The 16,122-nt window shown below is 42.0% G+C and carries 13 protein-coding genes; 9 read left to right on the top strand and 4 right to left on the bottom strand.

Annotation, left to right across the window (positions count from 1 at the left end; all coding sequences use genetic code 11):
- Positions 1-2 precede the first annotated feature (2 nt).
- Positions 3-245 (top strand): cation transporter, encoded by a 243-nt coding sequence (locus EV207_RS04810; protein WP_132744204.1) that lies wholly within the window; start codon positions 3-5, stop codon positions 243-245.
- A gap of 358 nt (positions 246-603) precedes the next feature.
- Positions 604-870, top strand: a complete 267-nt coding sequence (locus EV207_RS04815) for a hypothetical protein (protein ID WP_132744206.1) — start codon at positions 604-606, stop codon at positions 868-870.
- A 116-nt stretch (positions 871-986) separates the two neighbouring features.
- On the opposite strand, the gene ald is transcribed toward EV207_RS04815, so the two are convergent.
- A complete protein-coding gene (gene ald, locus EV207_RS04820; protein WP_132744208.1) occupies positions 987-2,117 on the bottom strand; it encodes an alanine dehydrogenase in 1,131 nt (376 codons plus the stop codon).
- Between the two features lie 125 nt (positions 2,118-2,242).
- A complete protein-coding gene (locus tag EV207_RS04825) occupies positions 2,243-3,469 on the bottom strand; it encodes a PucR family transcriptional regulator (protein ID WP_132744210.1) in 1,227 nt (408 codons plus the stop codon).
- A gap of 420 nt (positions 3,470-3,889) precedes the next feature.
- Between EV207_RS04825 and mprF the strand changes: the two genes are divergently transcribed.
- The 6 genes from mprF (at position 3,890) to EV207_RS04850 (ending at position 9,915) form a co-directional block, all read left to right on the top strand.
- A complete protein-coding gene (gene mprF, locus EV207_RS04830) occupies positions 3,890-6,460 on the top strand; it encodes a bifunctional lysylphosphatidylglycerol flippase/synthetase MprF (protein WP_132744212.1) in 2,571 nt (856 codons plus the stop codon).
- A 229-nt stretch (positions 6,461-6,689) separates the two neighbouring features.
- Positions 6,690-6,821, top strand: coding sequence for a hypothetical protein (locus tag EV207_RS23660; protein WP_279389166.1), 132 nt, complete (start codon positions 6,690-6,692; stop codon positions 6,819-6,821).
- An 18-nt stretch (positions 6,822-6,839) separates the two neighbouring features.
- Entirely contained in the window at positions 6,840-7,538 is a 699-nt protein-coding gene (locus tag EV207_RS04835; protein ID WP_132744214.1) for an ABC transporter permease, read from the top strand.
- 2 nt (positions 7,539-7,540) lie between these two features.
- Positions 7,541-8,452 (top strand): ABC transporter ATP-binding protein, encoded by a 912-nt coding sequence (locus EV207_RS04840; RefSeq protein ID WP_132744216.1) that lies wholly within the window; start codon positions 7,541-7,543, stop codon positions 8,450-8,452.
- A 618-nt stretch (positions 8,453-9,070) separates the two neighbouring features.
- Positions 9,071-9,454 carry a thiol-disulfide oxidoreductase DCC family protein gene (locus tag EV207_RS04845; protein ID WP_243646950.1) on the top strand — a complete coding sequence of 128 codons (384 nt, stop codon included), beginning with the start codon at positions 9,071-9,073 and terminating at the stop codon, positions 9,452-9,454.
- Positions 9,455-9,492: 38 nt separating this feature from the next.
- Entirely contained in the window at positions 9,493-9,915 is a 423-nt protein-coding gene (locus tag EV207_RS04850) for a VOC family protein (protein WP_132744220.1), read from the top strand.
- 99 nt (positions 9,916-10,014) lie between these two features.
- Here EV207_RS04850 and EV207_RS22945 read toward each other — a convergent pair whose 3' ends face one another.
- Together EV207_RS22945 and EV207_RS04855 are read right to left on the bottom strand one after the other, a co-directional pair.
- Positions 10,015-10,191 carry a coiled-coil domain-containing protein gene (locus tag EV207_RS22945; protein WP_165886835.1) on the bottom strand — a complete coding sequence of 59 codons (177 nt, stop codon included), beginning with the start codon at positions 10,189-10,191 and terminating at the stop codon, positions 10,015-10,017.
- Between the two features lie 63 nt (positions 10,192-10,254).
- Positions 10,255-11,517: a helix-turn-helix domain-containing protein gene (locus EV207_RS04855; RefSeq protein WP_132744222.1), complete on the bottom strand. Its 1,263-nt coding sequence runs from the start codon at positions 11,515-11,517 to the stop codon at positions 10,255-10,257.
- 320 nt (positions 11,518-11,837) lie between these two features.
- On the opposite strand from EV207_RS04855, the gene EV207_RS04860 reads away from it, so the two are divergent.
- Positions 11,838-16,067, top strand: a complete 4,230-nt coding sequence (locus EV207_RS04860; protein WP_132744224.1) for a S8 family serine peptidase — start codon at positions 11,838-11,840, stop codon at positions 16,065-16,067.
- The last annotated feature ends 55 nt before the right edge of the window (positions 16,068-16,122 follow it).

Consider the following 16,122-nt stretch of genomic DNA (forward strand, 5'->3'; position numbering starts at 1 on the left):
GGGTGAAACTGGTAGATGGAAAACGGACATTTGGTTATCACCGTGCCGGCGTCCTTGCTGCATTTATCAATGGTGTCACACTTATTGTTATTACATTTGTCATTTTATGGGGGGTTATCATACCAACAGTGACCAAGGTCGGGAACGCTGTACTTGGTAAGATTCAGTACAAACATCCCGAACCCCCTTCCCCAAGAAACCTTCATTTTTTTCTGAGGTCATTTCATAATTGCCTTTTGGATTAAAGGTTGGAACCCTCCATCTATGCTAAAGGCGAGAAGTTACGGAACAAAACCCGATTCTTACGGAAAAATTGAAATTCTTACGGACGATCACCAGAAACTTACGGATGCTTATGGAAATCATACATGATGGGCCCAAATAGCTTATGTATGACCTAATGATTGTGGTCGCTGGGATAGTTTTTGGTTATATCCTTTTAGATAGTATAAAAGAATGAAAGGGAACTGACCCTAAAAATCTCTCGATTAAAGAGAGATTTTTGTTTTCGTATACTTCCCCTGCCCATGTGGAAGAATGGATTCATATATTTAGATCGATCTTAATATATTTATCATAGTCATTGCAGGGTAGGTGAAAAGGATGATTAAAGCGGCCTTTAATGATGAAAGATGGGCTGAGATTCGACGTAAAGGAAAGTATCGTTTTATTTATGATTATGGCATGTTGTATTTTGGATTACTAACCTCTGTATGTTCAATACTTGTTATCAATTTACTTGACGGTGTATTTTTGGAAAAAGCAGTGTCTGATCTCTTATTTGTTATTCTATTTACAACTATCGGCGGTGTTATATGGGGAATCGGCATGTGGCGCTGGATGGAATATTACTATCATCGGAAAGGCTAATTTCCCGACCTGTTGTAGCAATTATCGTCATTATTTTCCGGGAAATAATGACGGGGTTCGACTTGAATAAAAAAAACGAAGCAGGGTCTATTCCTGCTCCGTTTGGTGTATTAAGATTAGTTAACTTCTACAAGTCCGTCTAATGCAACATCAGCTGGGACATAGGTATAGCCTAGGTCACGAGCAACAGCTTCAAAGGTGACTTCACCTTTAGCCGTATTAAGACCTGCTTTAAGTGCTGGGTTCTCAGCGATCGCTTTGGTTACCCCTTTATTGGCAATTTGCAGACCGTATGGCACTGTAACGTTTGTCAAGCCAATAGTGGATGTACGCGGAACGGCACCAGGCATGTTGGCAACAGCATAGTGAACGACACCGTGCTTTTCATATGTTGGGTTATCATGTGTTGTGATATGGTCGCTCGTTTCAACGATACCGCCTTGGTCAATCGCAACATCGACAATGACAGAACCAGGTTTCATTGTTTTGACCATGTCTTCAGTAACAAGCTTCGGTGCTTTAGCACCAGGAATTAGGACGGCACCGATTAGTAAGTCAGCTTCCGAAACAGCTTGCGCAATATTAAGCGGGCTGGACATGAGCGTCTTAATTTGATTGCCGAAAATGTCATCCAACTGGCGAAGACGTTCAGCGCTTAGGTCTAGAATTGTGACATCAGCACCTAAGCCAATCGCTAATTTTGCAGCATTGGTTCCAACGACACCGCCGCCGATGATCGTTACTTTACCGCGGTTAACCCCAGGAATACCAGATAGGAGAATACCTTGTCCGCCTGTTGGTTTTTGTAAGAATTGAGCACCGATTTGGGCTGCCATACGACCGGCAACCTCACTCATTGGTGTAAGAAGCGGCAATGTGCGGCCTTCAGTTACAGTTTCATAGGCAATGGCTGTAACACCTTTTTCTGTTAAAGCTTTAGTCAATGCAGGCTCTGCGGCAAGGTGAAGATAAGTGAAAAGCACAAGACCTTCGCGGAAATGACCGTATTCTTCGGCGATCGGTTCTTTCACCTTCATGACCATCTCTGCTTCCCAAATCTTAGCAGCACTCTCAATGATTTCTGCACCTGCAGCTTGATAATCTTCGTTCGTGAAGCCGCTTCCAATTCCAGCGTCTTTTTCAATTAATACGCGATGACCAGCACCAGCAAAAGATACGACGCCAGCAGGTGTTAAGGCAACACGGTTTTCATTATTTTTTAGTTCGCGAGGTACACCAATAATCATGGAAACATTCCTCCTTAATTTTTTTAAGTTTAATCTATATTAATCTCTTAATATTATTGTAAGATTTTCTGCAGACAAATTCTTCGTGAAAAAAGGAGAAAATAAAAAAATGAATTTGTGAAAAATCACAAATTCATCTCATCAATCTTTAAATCCAGATAGATGGTCATTTTCTGTTTGGCGTTGTGCAAGTCAATTTCCGCAATGTCAGCCATCCGCTTAAGCCTATAGCTAAGGGTATTGATGTGGACATTGAGGGCTTTTGCAGCGGTGTTTACATTGCTGTCCTTTTCCAAGAACACCTTTAATGATTCGGTCAAATTGGTATGATGCTTTTGGTCGTATTCTTTAAGCTTCCTTAGTGAATAATTCACAAAGCCATCTTTTTTGCGTTGCTCGCGGTAGATATCCAAATATTGATAAAGGCCGAGCTCTGAGATCGTGTCCAACTGGTTAGTCTCCTGTGGAAACCTCTTTTTTATCAAGAGAACCGATAGTGCTTGTCTGTAGCTCTTTTCTATATCAAGAAGATTGGTGTAAAGTCCACCGACGCCTGAGCGTGCGCTGTGTATATTAAACCTTTCGCTCAATTGGGCGAGAAGCCATCCCATGAACGTTTTGGCATCGTATAACGGCCTGTCACCTTTTGGTTCAATTAACATAATAAATTGATCATAATCAATGGTCGAAAGGACGATTTGGACATGATGTGATGTGTTAAGCAGGTATAGCAGTTGCTTTTCGGCTGCATCTGCAATTTCATCATTGAATTTTAAAATGGCGATAGCATATTGTGAAGGCGGTGTGAGATGCCTTTTTTGGAACCCTTCTTTCATTTCATGGCTCGATGAGAAATTATCTGTTAATATTTTCCAAAAAAACTCCTGATTCCTCTCTACCTTCTCGGATTCATGAACATGCATTTTTAACAGCTTGCTTTTGACGGCTTGTGCTGCCTTTTTCAAAAGCTCTAAATCCTGATCAGACAGTTTTTTATTAATTTCCAGTGCCCAGATAAAACCTAAGACCTCATTATTGCGCCATATGGAAATGGCTACCCGATCGCCTAAGCCGACCTCATCAATACTTTTCACCCGCACCGGTTCATCAGAGGCCAACAACTTTGGAATCGTGCCGTCTTTCCACAAATTATTAATCACTTTACCAGGTACGCGCCTGCCGATAATCGTGGAAATGCGGGCCGGGTCCGTGCAATTGTCATGGGTGCTGTATGCCAGAAGCCTGTGATTGACATCCTCGATTGTAATAGGGCACTCAAGGACTTCGCTGATCCGCTCCGCCATATCCTCAGCCCGATCAAAACCATATTTGAATGGGTCCTTCATAGGCATGATCCTCTCTTTTCGATTCAACATATATATGCTGATTATAGTACATTTTGTGATTCCTCACAAAAAGAGGAGAGTAGTGGAAAAATGGGGTAGCAATCTAGGTATTATATGGTAAAGTAGTTAAATGGCGGGGTGGTCTTTTTGAGAAAAGTGATGATGTGGAATTGCTTTTTGTTAATTCCGGATTTTTTATAGGATGGTATAACATATTTTCGGATGGATTACTCAATGCATAAATTAGTTGCATTATCTTTACAGCCGTTTACGTTGGGATAAGCTATAAAAAAGAGAAAAAGTCTTCTGTACATTAATTAGAAAACAGCTATGGCTAATTTGTGGAACTTTAAGCCCATGTCGTTCGTCATAATAAGGCATGTCATTTTACCGCTGTAATCGAATTTTAAAAGGAGTCAAAGACCCATGCCGCCGGATATTAAGAAAAAGCTGCTTATGGTTGGGAAGGTTCTCTTTCCAATATTATTGATCATCTTCATTTACATACAAGGGCGCCGTGAGCTTTCGGGTCTTTCCTTAAGGGATTCGATGAAAGCGATTCTAGCCCTGCCGACCGGCGGGTTTGTCGTAATCATCATATGCGGACTTCTCGCCATTTCATTCATGTTCTTTTATGATTTAGTCATGATCCGCTCAATAAAGTTGCCGGTTCCGTTTCTTAAAATTTTTCGTGTTTCTTGGATAGCCAACTCATTTAATGGGTTGATTGGCTTTGGGGGTTTGGCGGGGGCGGGTATGCGTGCCATTTTATATAAAGAACATACTGAGCAAAAAAAGAACCTTTTAAAAAGTATTGGCTGGATGACGCCAGCGATGCTCAATGGATTATCGATATTATCATTCCTTGCTATTATCGGTATCATTCCCATTCACGCTTTATTGGCTAGTGAAAAATGGCTGTGGCCAGTCATTATTGGCGTCATCCTTTTTGCACCTGCCTATGCGCTTTATCCTAAATTTAAACAGTCAGATACAGCTTCGCTAAAGCTGACCCTGAAGTATTCTGTCGTATCCCTGGCAGAGTGGCTTGCTGCGGCTGGTGTGTTATTTGTTATTCTGAAGCTGATCGGGCTGCCCTTAACACTCTCGCAGGTGCTCGGTGTTTTTGTTGTGGCTGCGGTCACCGGATTGATTAGCTTGGTGCCCGGGGGTTTTGGCTCTTTTGATCTCATGTTCCTTATTGGCATGCAAGCATATGATGTTGAAAAAGGCATGGTTTTAACGGCACTTCTAATGTACCGGATTGTCTACTATTTCATTCCGTTCGTCATAGGATTGGTCTTTGCGGCGACTGAAATGACCGGAACGGTAATGAAAAAAATTGAAGAAAACAGGGTGTTTACACCTGCGATTGAAACAACAAATGTGATGTGGTCGCTTCAACGTCAATTATTTCAAAGGCTTGGCTATCTGTTGTTTTCGCTAATAACGATTAGCATCAGTCTGTGGATTTTCCTGAATGTTACCCTGGAAATCGTCCTCTTTAAGGTAAATGATGAAGGGTTCATGATCCTTTCAAGGCCATTAATGTTTTTGTGTTATGCCTTGCTACTAGGGGTAAGTCTTACGCTTTTTTTCCGTGCAAAGGAAATGTATTTTCGAACCAAACGTGCGCTTTATATGGTTAATACCCTATTAATCATTTCCTTTGTCCTGGGGATTCTGGTTCTTTCACTATGGATTAGTGTTGTGTCATTCATTGCCTTTATCTTTCTTTTTGTGATGAGAAAACAATTTGTCAGAGTGAGCAGCCCTTTTACACTATATCATTTCATCAAGATCTTTATCTTGTCGATTCTTGCCATGTGGCTCTATTCTGTTTTAATCCATAGCTTTCTGTCGCTAGTGAATGGTGACCAGCATTTGCTTGTCTATTTTTATGAAATTGCCGCTGTTGCCTTGATCTTTGCTTTCTTTTTTACGCTATTATTCGTCTTTATATTTAATAAATCACAGCAAGGCATCCCAGGTGAGCCGCCTGACTTTGACAAGTTGAAGACATTCCTTGAGGAGCATGGCGGGCATGTATTAAGTCATCTTGGCTTTTTGGGGGATAAACGCTTTTTCTTCAGCAGTGACGGGAAGGCCTTATTGCAATTTGCCAAAATCGGAAACCGGCTGGTTGTTTTAGGTGACCCATCCGGTGACAGGAGATCGTTATCTAAAGTTGTTCAGGAATTTAACAGTGAAGCCGATCTTTACGGTTATCAGTGTATTTATTATCAAATTAACGGTGAGAATCTGGCGGTGTACCATGACCTGGGCTACCAATTTTTCAAGCTGGGGGAAGAAGCGCTTGTGTCGCTTGACGATTTTACTACAGCGGGAAAAAAGAATGCTGGCTTAAGGGCAACCTTAAATCGTTTTGCCAGGGAGGGCTACACATTCGACATCGTAACCCCGCCGTTTTCAGATGACTTTATCCATGGGGTGAAAAAGGTCTCAGATGAATGGCTCGGACGGAAAAGAGAAAAAGGGTTTTCACTTGGTTACTTTGATAAAACTTACTTATCACAGGCCCCAATTGCGACCCTTTCAGATAAGGATGGGAATATGATTGCCTTCATGAGTCTTATGCCGGTTTATCAAGCAGGTGAGCTGTCGATTGACCTGATGCGGTATGTTCCTCATGCGCCAAGCGGCATAATGGACGCCCTCTTCATCCAACTTTTTCAATGGGCTAAAGAAGAGGGGTACAACACCTTCAATATGGGCATGGCGCCATTATCAAATGTCGGGCAGCACCAATACTCCTTTGTATCTGAAAGGATAGCCGCCGCCATTTTCAATAATGTCAATTATATGTACAGCTTCAGCGGTCTGCGTCGTTTCAAGCAAAAATATCATCCGGTTTGGAAGGGCAAGTATTTGGCTTACCGCAGCACCCGGTCGCTCCCCGGGACGATGTGGTTTGTCACCCATTTGATTAGTAAAGAGAATAAAAAAGCGGTTGAAACCGAGCAAAAGGTAAATTAAAGTATGAATAGGTAAATCTCGTCTATTTGTGGCAAAATGCTGTATTTTATGAGCGGATCTGACTGTGGTTCCGTTATTCGGTCATTCAAGAGGCTATTTGAGTTAATTTTTCACAAATAACGGAACCTGAGTCCTATAAGAATGCGTGAAGCTTCTTTTCCAGTTTGTAAGTTTTTCCGCGCTCTTTCCATTTACTATGACTAGGATTTTCCTGCAGGCCGGTTTTAGAATGGCAATCACGCTCCTAGCTCTTTTAGCCGGGTCGGCTATTTTACTTGGTGAATGGGACAAAGGAAGAAAATCTTTAAAGAAGAAACGAAAAAAAGAATTAGAAAAAATAGAGCTGCATGATCTCAATTAAAAGCCAGGGAGGATTCAAATGATACATATATTAAAAAGGGAATTTACTGATTCGATAAAAAGCATTCGCGCAATCTTGATCATTCTGTTCATTACGTTTGTATCGTATAAATCGGCTCTGTTTTTAAAAGAAAATCCGTTTCTCATTAGCGAACTTGGTAAAGAGGGGATAAAAGCAGGTGATGTATACAGCGCAGGTCTAAGTCTGATCGTATTCATCTTCGGCTTTCTGTTTGTCTTTGCCATCTCACATGACATCGTCAACAGTGAAACGGAAATGAAAACCATGAGGCTGCTTGTCACCAAGACATCCCGGCCTCAAGTAATGTTTGGGAAATTGCTTGGAGCCACGTTATTTTGGGTGGTCACGATATCCGTATCCTATGCAATTATCAGCTTGATTTCCCAGGTCTGGAATGGTGAGGAGTACCTAAGGACACTCATTTTTCTGTTTTATATTATTTGTCTCGCAGTATTTATTTCAACGATTGTGCCGAAGACGAAGTTAACCATGTTTTTGGGCATTCTTCTTGGCATTGCCCTGCCGATACTAGGTTCTGTATCAATGATTATTGATAAATGGTACCTGGTGCCATTTAAATACATTTTGCCTTTTTATTATTTGGACCAGTCCTTTGGTTATGTCCTTATACCGCTCGCGATCGGGATCATTTTCTTCCTTATGTCTGTTTTAATCATGGAAAGAAGGGACTTATAAACATGAAAGCTATCGAAGTAGAAAATTTGATAAAGCGCTATGGTTCAGCAAATGTGCTAAATGGGATTAATTTGACGGTTGAAAAAGGCGAAGTGTTCGGTTTTGTCGGACATAATGGGGCTGGGAAATCAACTTTTATACATACGTTAACCGGAATTACCAGGAAAAGCTCGGGGTCATTCAGCATTCTCGGTACACCAGGTGGTGAGCTTGACAGGGTCAAGAAAAAGATCGGTGTCATGCCTGATATTGCTAATTTATATCAACATATGCGAGGCATCGATTTTCTAAGGTATATGGGGAACCTTGCAGGGGATATGCGGACAAAAAGAAGTTACGAGGAACTTTTGGAGGAAGTCGGTTTGAAGGGAGCGGGCGGTAAGAAGATCAAATCCTATTCCTTCGGGATGAAAAAGAAGATTAGTATTGCTCAAGCTCTGCTGGGCGATCCTGAACTGATTATTCTGGATGAACCGACGTCAGGGCTTGATCCTGAATCAGCGATTGTGGTCCGGAAGATGGTCACAAGACTGCAGGAGGAAGGAAAGACGATTTTCCTGACATCACACAACCTTGACGAAATAGAAAAGGTAAGTGACAGAGTGGGGATTCTAACGGACGGTGTCATAAAAAAACTAGGGACACCAAGGGAATTAAAGGCACAGGCTGAAGGCGGCGTGCAGTTAGCAGTTAGAACCAAGCCCGTACTTACAGCTGAGGTGGTCAACGAACTGAAGGAAAAAAGCGGCTTGAATTTGGCATTTGTTGAGACAAAAAGGGAGTTTACTCTATTACAATTACCCTCGGATGACGAGCTTCCTAGATTGACAAGAGCTTTGTTAGATGGGGGCGTAGATCTCTACGAAGTAAAGGTAGAGGAGCGGTCGCTCGAGGATGTGTTTATGAACGCGTGATGGCAAAAGGTAATCGGGGCGAGGGCCCCGATTTATTTTCAAGCGAAATGGTTTTCTCCAAATTAATCGTAAACAATACAAGAACCGCGGCAACGGATAACCCGCTCTTGATCGGGCGAAACTTCAAGATTCCCATAATGAACGGCTTTCCACCCTATACCAACAATGATAGAAAGAATCAAAAGTAAGATGAAAATGGCTCTGAGGTTATTTAACTAAAAGATATGGTGAAATGGGTCTTAAAAATGCCAAAATGGTTTAACATTTTCGAGTTTGTTGTATAATGAATACAGAGACATATTTAACCGTAAAATAAATTGACCGTAGGTGCTGTGAACATCCGCGGTCAGCAATAGACGTACCCTTCAAAGGGCAGCGTCGATGTAAAAATAGACCTCACCTAGCTGTCAAACTCAGGGGGTCTATTTTTGTCTTGGTTTATCTATGATAACAGGCCGATAATAAACAGTACGAATGTTAGCATTAAAGTAATGCCTTCAAATGTCGTCATAGGCGCCGCCTTCGTCTGCCCCTGGCTGGGGTTTGGGAACGACGCCGAACCCTTAAGTTGTACGCCACTGCATAGAAAGGAGCATTCCCATTAGTCATTATGAAAATATTGTATTGTTCGATGGTGTGTGCAACCTTTGCAACGGCAGTGTCCAATTTATTATAAAAAGGGACCCTAAAGGTTATTTTAAATTTGCATCATTGCAAGGTGAAGCGGGGAAGGAATTAATAAAAGGTTATGGTATCCCCGAAAATAGTGACAGTTTTATACTGATAAAAGATGGTGAGTGGTACAGCAAATCGAGTGCAGCCCTTCGTGTTTGCAGACACTTGAAAGGCTTTTGGAAGCTTCTGTATATTGTTCGATTTATCCCGCGGCAGATAAGGGACCACGTGTACGATATTGTGGCTAGGAATCGGTATAAATGGTTCGGAAAAAGTGAGAGTTGTATGATTCCTGATCCGAAGTTGAAAGATAGGTTTTTAGATTAAAGACATCTTTTAAATCATCAAAAAGGAGCTGTTTGATCATGACAATACGAATGACCCCCTATTTAATGATGAACGGAAACGCAAAAGAAGCGATCCAATTTTATGAAAAGGCATTGGACGCCAAAATTGTTTCTACTCAAACTTACGGTGAGATGGAAAGTCCTGAATTTCCTTGTCCTTTGGCGATAAGAGACCGGATTTCATTTGCGGAAATAAAAGTGGACGAAGCCGCTCTTATGTTTACCGATACACCCGGCCCGCCTGCTTTGAAAGGGAATCAAGTTATGATTTGTATATCAACAGGCGATGTGGAGAAATCCAAGCGAATTTTCGAAGCCCTACGGGAAGGCGGCCGGGTCAATTGTCCGCTTGAAAAAACGCCATTTAGCCCTGCCTTTGGTAATGTGACGGACAAGTTCGGTGTGACTTTCGAAATTGTGACAGAGAGCGAACCTAAATGATGGGCAAGTGTTCGAATCGTGCCCGTGGACCGGAAAAAGCGGCCTGGTCGGGCACGAAAGCGACCAAATCGTCCCCTCAGGTCGCGTCAATTTAAGTTGTTACCTTTTATTATCCGATTTAAGGTTTTTAACTTCTTCCTCCAGCAAGGCAACCTTCCGCTGAAGCTCCTCCTTTGGCTGCTTGACTTTTTTTGCAAAAATCATTATAAAACCGGCGATTGCAATAATGCCGCCGACCAAAGCAGCAGCCAAAATAAAGTAAATGTCAAAAAACATCAAAGCACCTCTTTCACGCTCGGTATCTTTCAAATTCACCTTAACATAAATATCCAAATATCGTTAGCCCTTCGTTTTGATTTCCCTTCCATCCCCATCATCCCTATTAATAATTTGGTCTGCGATCTCTAAAGCAAGTTCCGTCTGGCCGGTTTCAACGTAATATCGGTAAAGTTCTTTTTGATACTGTATGGTTATATGAATAAAGCCATGGGATTGGACATAAGGGAGAGCCTTTTCCTTCATATAAGTATGATACCGTTTCTTTTGCCCTTTAATTAAGTAGTCAAGCAGGTTGAAAAGAAGAATGTAGATGTCATCATTAAGTGCCGAAGCTGTAGATTTGCCATCATGGACCATCCCTAATAATTCTTCCTCCGATAATAGCCTCTCAAAGAAACAGCTGCGGACATACCCCTCCAAAGAAAGAAGATAGATATCTGTCCCTTTATCCTTTAGATCCATCGATTGTTTATAAAGTGATGCAGCCTTTTTGTAATTATTCCTGCTTAAGTGTTCATAAGCGAAGTTATGAAGAACTTTCCCTTTTTTATCGACAGAATGGCAAAGATCGCAGCTATGCAGCAGCCTATTATATTGTTCGACTGTTTCTTCAAATGGACGATGTTTGTCCACCTCCACCTGAATCAACATCAGCATTTCAGCATCGATAATATCAAGGAAATTGTTGTCCCGCTTGAAAAATTGCAAAGCCTTTTCTGCATAGTAGTAAGCTTTTACGGGTGAATGAATGTGGTGATAGGCGGCCGCTAAGTGATAGTAATATTTGGGATTTTGATAGAGTTCCGGCTGGATCGTCCTCAATATATCGATCGCTGTAAAATGTTCTCCTATAAACAAATGATAAATGCCGCGAACATGTTTAAATAAATTGTCCTCAAATTGGGGTAATTTTTTATAGTTCTTTTGTATGGCTTTAATCTGCTTGTTAGCGGCGGGGCTGTCACCAACCATCAAGAAATACCTCGCAATAAGCAATTGATAAAGCAGATGGTAATCGGAAATTGGGATTAAGTTATTTTGATCAAGTTCATTTTTTATCGCCTTTGCCTCATCAAGCCTTTGTGAACTAATGGCATCATGCCATTGGTCAAGTCTTTTCTTTAGGCTGGATAATTTGTTAAGTTTATCGGTCATATCGATCCCGAGACGCTCTGCCAGCATGTTTGTGATCTCAGGGGAATATTCGGTCAGTCCGCGTTCGATTTTGCTGATGTGTGTCACAGAACAAATGCCTTGCCCTAATTGATCCTGTGTTAAACGAGCTTTTTTGCGGTAGAACTTAATGATCTTCCCCTCATACATTCATTTTCCTCCTCTGATGGCATTTTTCTTAAGATGATAAAAAGCGGCGTACTAGATATTTTGGTATAGATCTTTAGATCTGTTTATAAAGAGCTCTATGAGGAAATGGGTGTCAGAAAACAACAAATTACCCCAATTTACAAACAAATGGCACTCTTGTAACATAAGCATCAATAATATGTCAATTTGTGCAGCACTGCCCCTGATGTAACTGCTTTATGGAGTTAGTTATTATTTTATCATTATTTTGCGGAAGGATTGATGCTTATAAGACATTAGTGTCATATTTGCTGTCAAAAAGATTAAGAGGAGGAAAACGCTTGAGGAAAAGAAAATGGTCGAAGCTGCTGATTGTTGTTCTATCTTTAATATTATTATTATTCTCAGCAACTCCAAGTCAATCGTCTTCTGCAAAAGAATCCCAATTAAAAGGGATCAAGAATGCGGATCAAATACTCAAATCGCTGACCGATAAACAGCGCAGGGCATTGAACGAACTCAAGGCGGGACCGGGATTTACCATCGATCCCAATATTGACATCACAAGTCCAAAGAAGATCAAGGTCATCGTCCAGTTCGAACAAAAACCTGCGAAGGTCGATGTGTTATCAAAAGCGGCAAAAGGCAAGAAAATGGGTCTTTCCGCTGCAAAAGCAAAAGTTGAAGACTCTCATAAAACGTTTAAAAGCCATCTGCAAAAACTTAAGAGCAAACGCAGCAAGGATAACAACCTGAAAGATGCCAAGATTACGAGAGAATACCGTCATGCGATTAACGGTGTAGCAATGGAACTACAGGCAAACGCCGTTCGTGACCTCTTGCAAACAGGTGTTGTGGCACGTGTCTGGAAGGATGACACGGTCAAGCTTGATCCGCCAAAAGTGAAAAAAGAAAAACAAATCCAGTCCAGAATGGTAGATAGTGAACGACAAATCGGCGTGGACAAGCTCCATGATGAAGGCATTACTGGTAAAGGGATTAAAGTCGGTGTTATTGATACGGGCATTGATTACAATCATCCAGATCTCACTGGCGCCTATGCTGGTTACCGCAGCAAAGATGGACAAGATCCCAAAAAAGTTGATCCGAACTCTGTCAAAGGATGGGATTTTGTTGACAATGATGCGGATCCGATGGAAACAACCTATAAGGACTGGAAAGCAACCGACTATCCGGAAATCTATCCAGGAACATCGGAAACTTACTATACGGAGCATGGCACACATGTTTCGGGGATTATCGCTGGTCAAAAAGCCGCTGATTTAGATTATGCTGTCCAAGGTGTGGCACCTGATGCCGATGTCTACGGTTACCGTGTCCTAGGACCATACGGCAGCGGCGCAATGAGTAACGTCATTGCAGGGATAGATAAGGCCGTCAAAGATGGCATGGATGTCATTAACTTATCATTAGGTGATACGCAAAATGATCCGCTTACTCCAACATCTGTAGCATTGAATAATGCGATGCTGTCGGGCGTTGTGGCTGTTGTTGCAGCTGGAAACGCCGGACCAAAAGATGGCACACTAGGTTCACCAGGAACGGCGGCCCTGCCGATTTCAGTCGGTGCAAGCGACGTGTCGATTACCATTCCGACATACACTGGGACTGCCGGAGATGAAACATTTGGCGCTATGAAACTATTAGCGAAAAATTTCACTGATCAGTTAAAAGAATTAAAGGGAAAGACACTTCCTGTAGCAGATATCGGACAAGGAACAGCAGACGATGTGAAGGGCAAAGATCTGAAAGGGAAAATCGCCCTCATCGAGCGCGGAAGCAATCCTTTGGCTGAAAAGGTCCAAAATGCGGCAAAAGCTGGGGCCGAAGCGGCTATTCTTTATAACAATGAAAAAGGGGATATCCCATATTACCTCGGTGAAGGAACCGGCTTTACCGCTACATTTACGATGTCGAAAGCTGATGGGGAACGCCTGAAAGCCCTTGTGGATAAAGGGGATGCGTCCTTTACATTTGGTGAACAAGGAAATGTTGAAACAGAAGGCGATCACTTAGCAGACTTCAGTTCAAGAGGACCTGTCGCGAAAAACTGGGATATCAAACCTGATGTTGTCGCTCCAGGTGTCGCTATTTTCTCAACTTTGCCTGAATATATCAATGCGCCCCAGGATGGCGATCAATACGATACAGCGTACGGCCGTCTTTCCGGAACATCGATGGCAACGCCTCATGTTGCCGGTGTCGCGGCGCTTATGCTGCAAGCGCATTCAAATGATAATCCTTTTGATGTGAAGACAGCTCTGATGAATACTGCAGATGATCTAAATGGTAACTATTCTGTCTATGAAGTTGGGGCAGGACGGGTTGATGCTTACGAGGCGGTTCACGCGAATGGGTCCGCAACAGTCATCGACCAGACAAAAAATGAAGATGAAAACGGACAGATTGTTAATATCGAAGAGAAAACAGGTTCGATCGCTTTTGGCAGCGAGTACTTTCCAGATAGCGATAAACCGATCGAAGACAAACGCAAAGTTGTCGTGAAAAATAACGGCAAACAGGCCAAAATCTATAACATAACAGCTGAATTTACGAAAGCTAACGATAATATAAAAGATGCCAAGAAGAATGGCGTAGAGATGCAAATGCCGGAATCGATCAATGTAGCTGCCGGAAAATCAAAAGATATCGAGTCAGCCATCCATATCCCTGCCTCCGCAGAAAAGGGCTGGTATGAAGGCTACATCCATATCGCTAATAAAAATGATGAAAAAGAAGCCTACCAAATTCCTTTTGCCATTCGGGTCACTGAAAAAGGCATTGGTTATATCAATCTTGCTCGCCCGGCTATTACCAACGACATGACCAATTATCATCAATATATGGTTCCGTTTACTGGATTTTCCTTTCAGCTTAACAGCCCAATGAAAACCATTGATGTTATCGTCACCGATGGGAAAACTGGCAAAGCGCTAGGATTTGTAGGCACCATGAATGCAGAAAACATGATACCAGGTGTGGAATATTACAATATACGAGGGTTCATGGGTATTGTTTATCCATTTACTGGAGATCCTGACAAACCGATAGCCGACGATCCTGTCAAGCTGCCAGAAGGGGATTATAATCTTGTTGCGACAGCTCACGATGAAAGTGGAGCGGATTATACCAATAGCAATGTGGCTGTCGTCGATAATACACCGCCTAAAATGACATTTAAAGATTACAAACCAGGTGTCTATGAACTTGATGAATCCATGTATACGGATGAGGATGGTCACCATGCCGCATGGGTCCACACTAATGTCTATGATTCAACGATTGATTTACTAAATTCAAGAGGACTCAAATATGATCAATCCGAGAATACGGTCATCTATTATCAAAATTCGCCTTTTCCAACCGGATTTCTTCCAGTTCAGGCAAATGGTGATATGAAGTTTGGGGTTGAACCAAAAGAAGTTGAAGATGGACCGCTGCAATTAGCTCTGTTACCGTTTGACATGGCAACAGCTGGTAACCCTGCAGGAAGGCCGATGTATACGTTTGTGAAGAAGGGCACGGCATATGCCAAATCTACCTATAACAAGGATAGCATCAAACTTGGCGATGAGATTACGCTGACATTGAGCTTAAATAATGTTAAAAAGCTGACTTCTGGTAATCTTGATATTGAATATCCTAAAGATCAATATAAGTTTAGGGATGTTAAGGTAAACAAGGCGTTTAAAGAATATGCTGAAGAAAATGGTCTTAACGTTAAATTAAAAAAGCCTACTATTAAGGAAGGAGACTGGAGCAATACAGTAAATGTCGGTGCCTCCCTTGAAGGTGATGAGGTTAAAGGGTTTGACGGGAGTGCTGCCTTCCTTGATGTCACGTTTAAATTGACAGATGACCAATATTACCACGGCTTTACCCAATTATCACTTAATAAACTCTCATATAACAAAGCAGGCAGCTCGGAGACTTCGACAATACCAGTTTTCGGCTCTGACTGGTTTAAAATCATATCGAAACACTCAAAAGTCCAAGGCTTTATTTTCCCTGAAGCCTTTATGCAGGATAGCGGGGAGTTGGATTATGATACGGACTTTACCAAAATCGGTGCCAAAGTCTATGCGAAAGCACCAAATGGCAAAGTATATGATGGCACGATAGATGATAACGGTCATTTTGTCATCCAAGGTCTTCCTGTAGCTAAGAATGAGTACAAAATTATTTTTGAAGTACCGGGACATCTGAAGAGGATTGAATCCGTTAAACTCAGTAAGGAACAAGACGGTGAGCTGGCCGGTATTTACTACTATATGCCGCCTAACCATTACAATTACGCAGGCGACATCAACCAGGACAAGATGATTGACATTAAGGACGTCATGCGGGTTGTTGCCCACTATGGCAAAAAGAACAAGAAGGCGGATATTAACCAAGATGGGATCGTCAACGAAACAGATATCCGTTATATCGAAAAGAACTTCTTAAAAGTTGGACCTGATGCTGGCAAAAACGCCAAACCGCAAGCAAAACTCGGCAAAAAAGGATTGAATGATTTCTTGGAAGCATTGGGGCTTGAACCGAATAATTAATAAAAAATATAAGGGGTGCCGGGAAGTGGCGCCCCTTTATCACCTTAGACAGAGA

This window comes from Scopulibacillus darangshiensis (assembly GCF_004341035.1).
GTDB lineage: Bacteria > Bacillota > Bacilli > Bacillales > Sporolactobacillaceae > Scopulibacillus > Scopulibacillus darangshiensis.

Excerpts from the sequence above, each read along its gene's own strand:
- EV207_RS04815 (WP_132744206.1), top strand. The coding sequence starts at position 604 with ATGATTAAAGCGGCCTTTAATGATGAAAGATGGGCTGAGATTCGACGT.
- ald (WP_132744208.1), bottom strand. The coding sequence starts at position 2,117 with ATGATTATTGGTGTACCTCGCGAACTAAAAAATAATGAAAACCGTGTT.
- EV207_RS04825 (WP_132744210.1), bottom strand. The coding sequence starts at position 3,469 with ATGCCTATGAAGGACCCATTCAAATATGGTTTTGATCGGGCTGAGGAT.
- mprF (WP_132744212.1), top strand. The coding sequence starts at position 3,890 with ATGCCGCCGGATATTAAGAAAAAGCTGCTTATGGTTGGGAAGGTTCTC.
- EV207_RS23660 (WP_279389166.1), top strand. The coding sequence starts at position 6,690 with ATGGCAATCACGCTCCTAGCTCTTTTAGCCGGGTCGGCTATTTTACTT.
- EV207_RS04835 (WP_132744214.1), top strand. The coding sequence starts at position 6,840 with ATGATACATATATTAAAAAGGGAATTTACTGATTCGATAAAAAGCATT.
- EV207_RS04840 (WP_132744216.1), top strand. The coding sequence starts at position 7,541 with ATGAAAGCTATCGAAGTAGAAAATTTGATAAAGCGCTATGGTTCAGCA.
- EV207_RS04850 (WP_132744220.1), top strand. The coding sequence starts at position 9,493 with ATGACAATACGAATGACCCCCTATTTAATGATGAACGGAAACGCAAAA.
- EV207_RS22945 (WP_165886835.1), bottom strand. The coding sequence starts at position 10,191 with ATGTTTTTTGACATTTACTTTATTTTGGCTGCTGCTTTGGTCGGCGGC.
- EV207_RS04855 (WP_132744222.1), bottom strand. The coding sequence starts at position 11,517 with ATGTATGAGGGGAAGATCATTAAGTTCTACCGCAAAAAAGCTCGTTTA.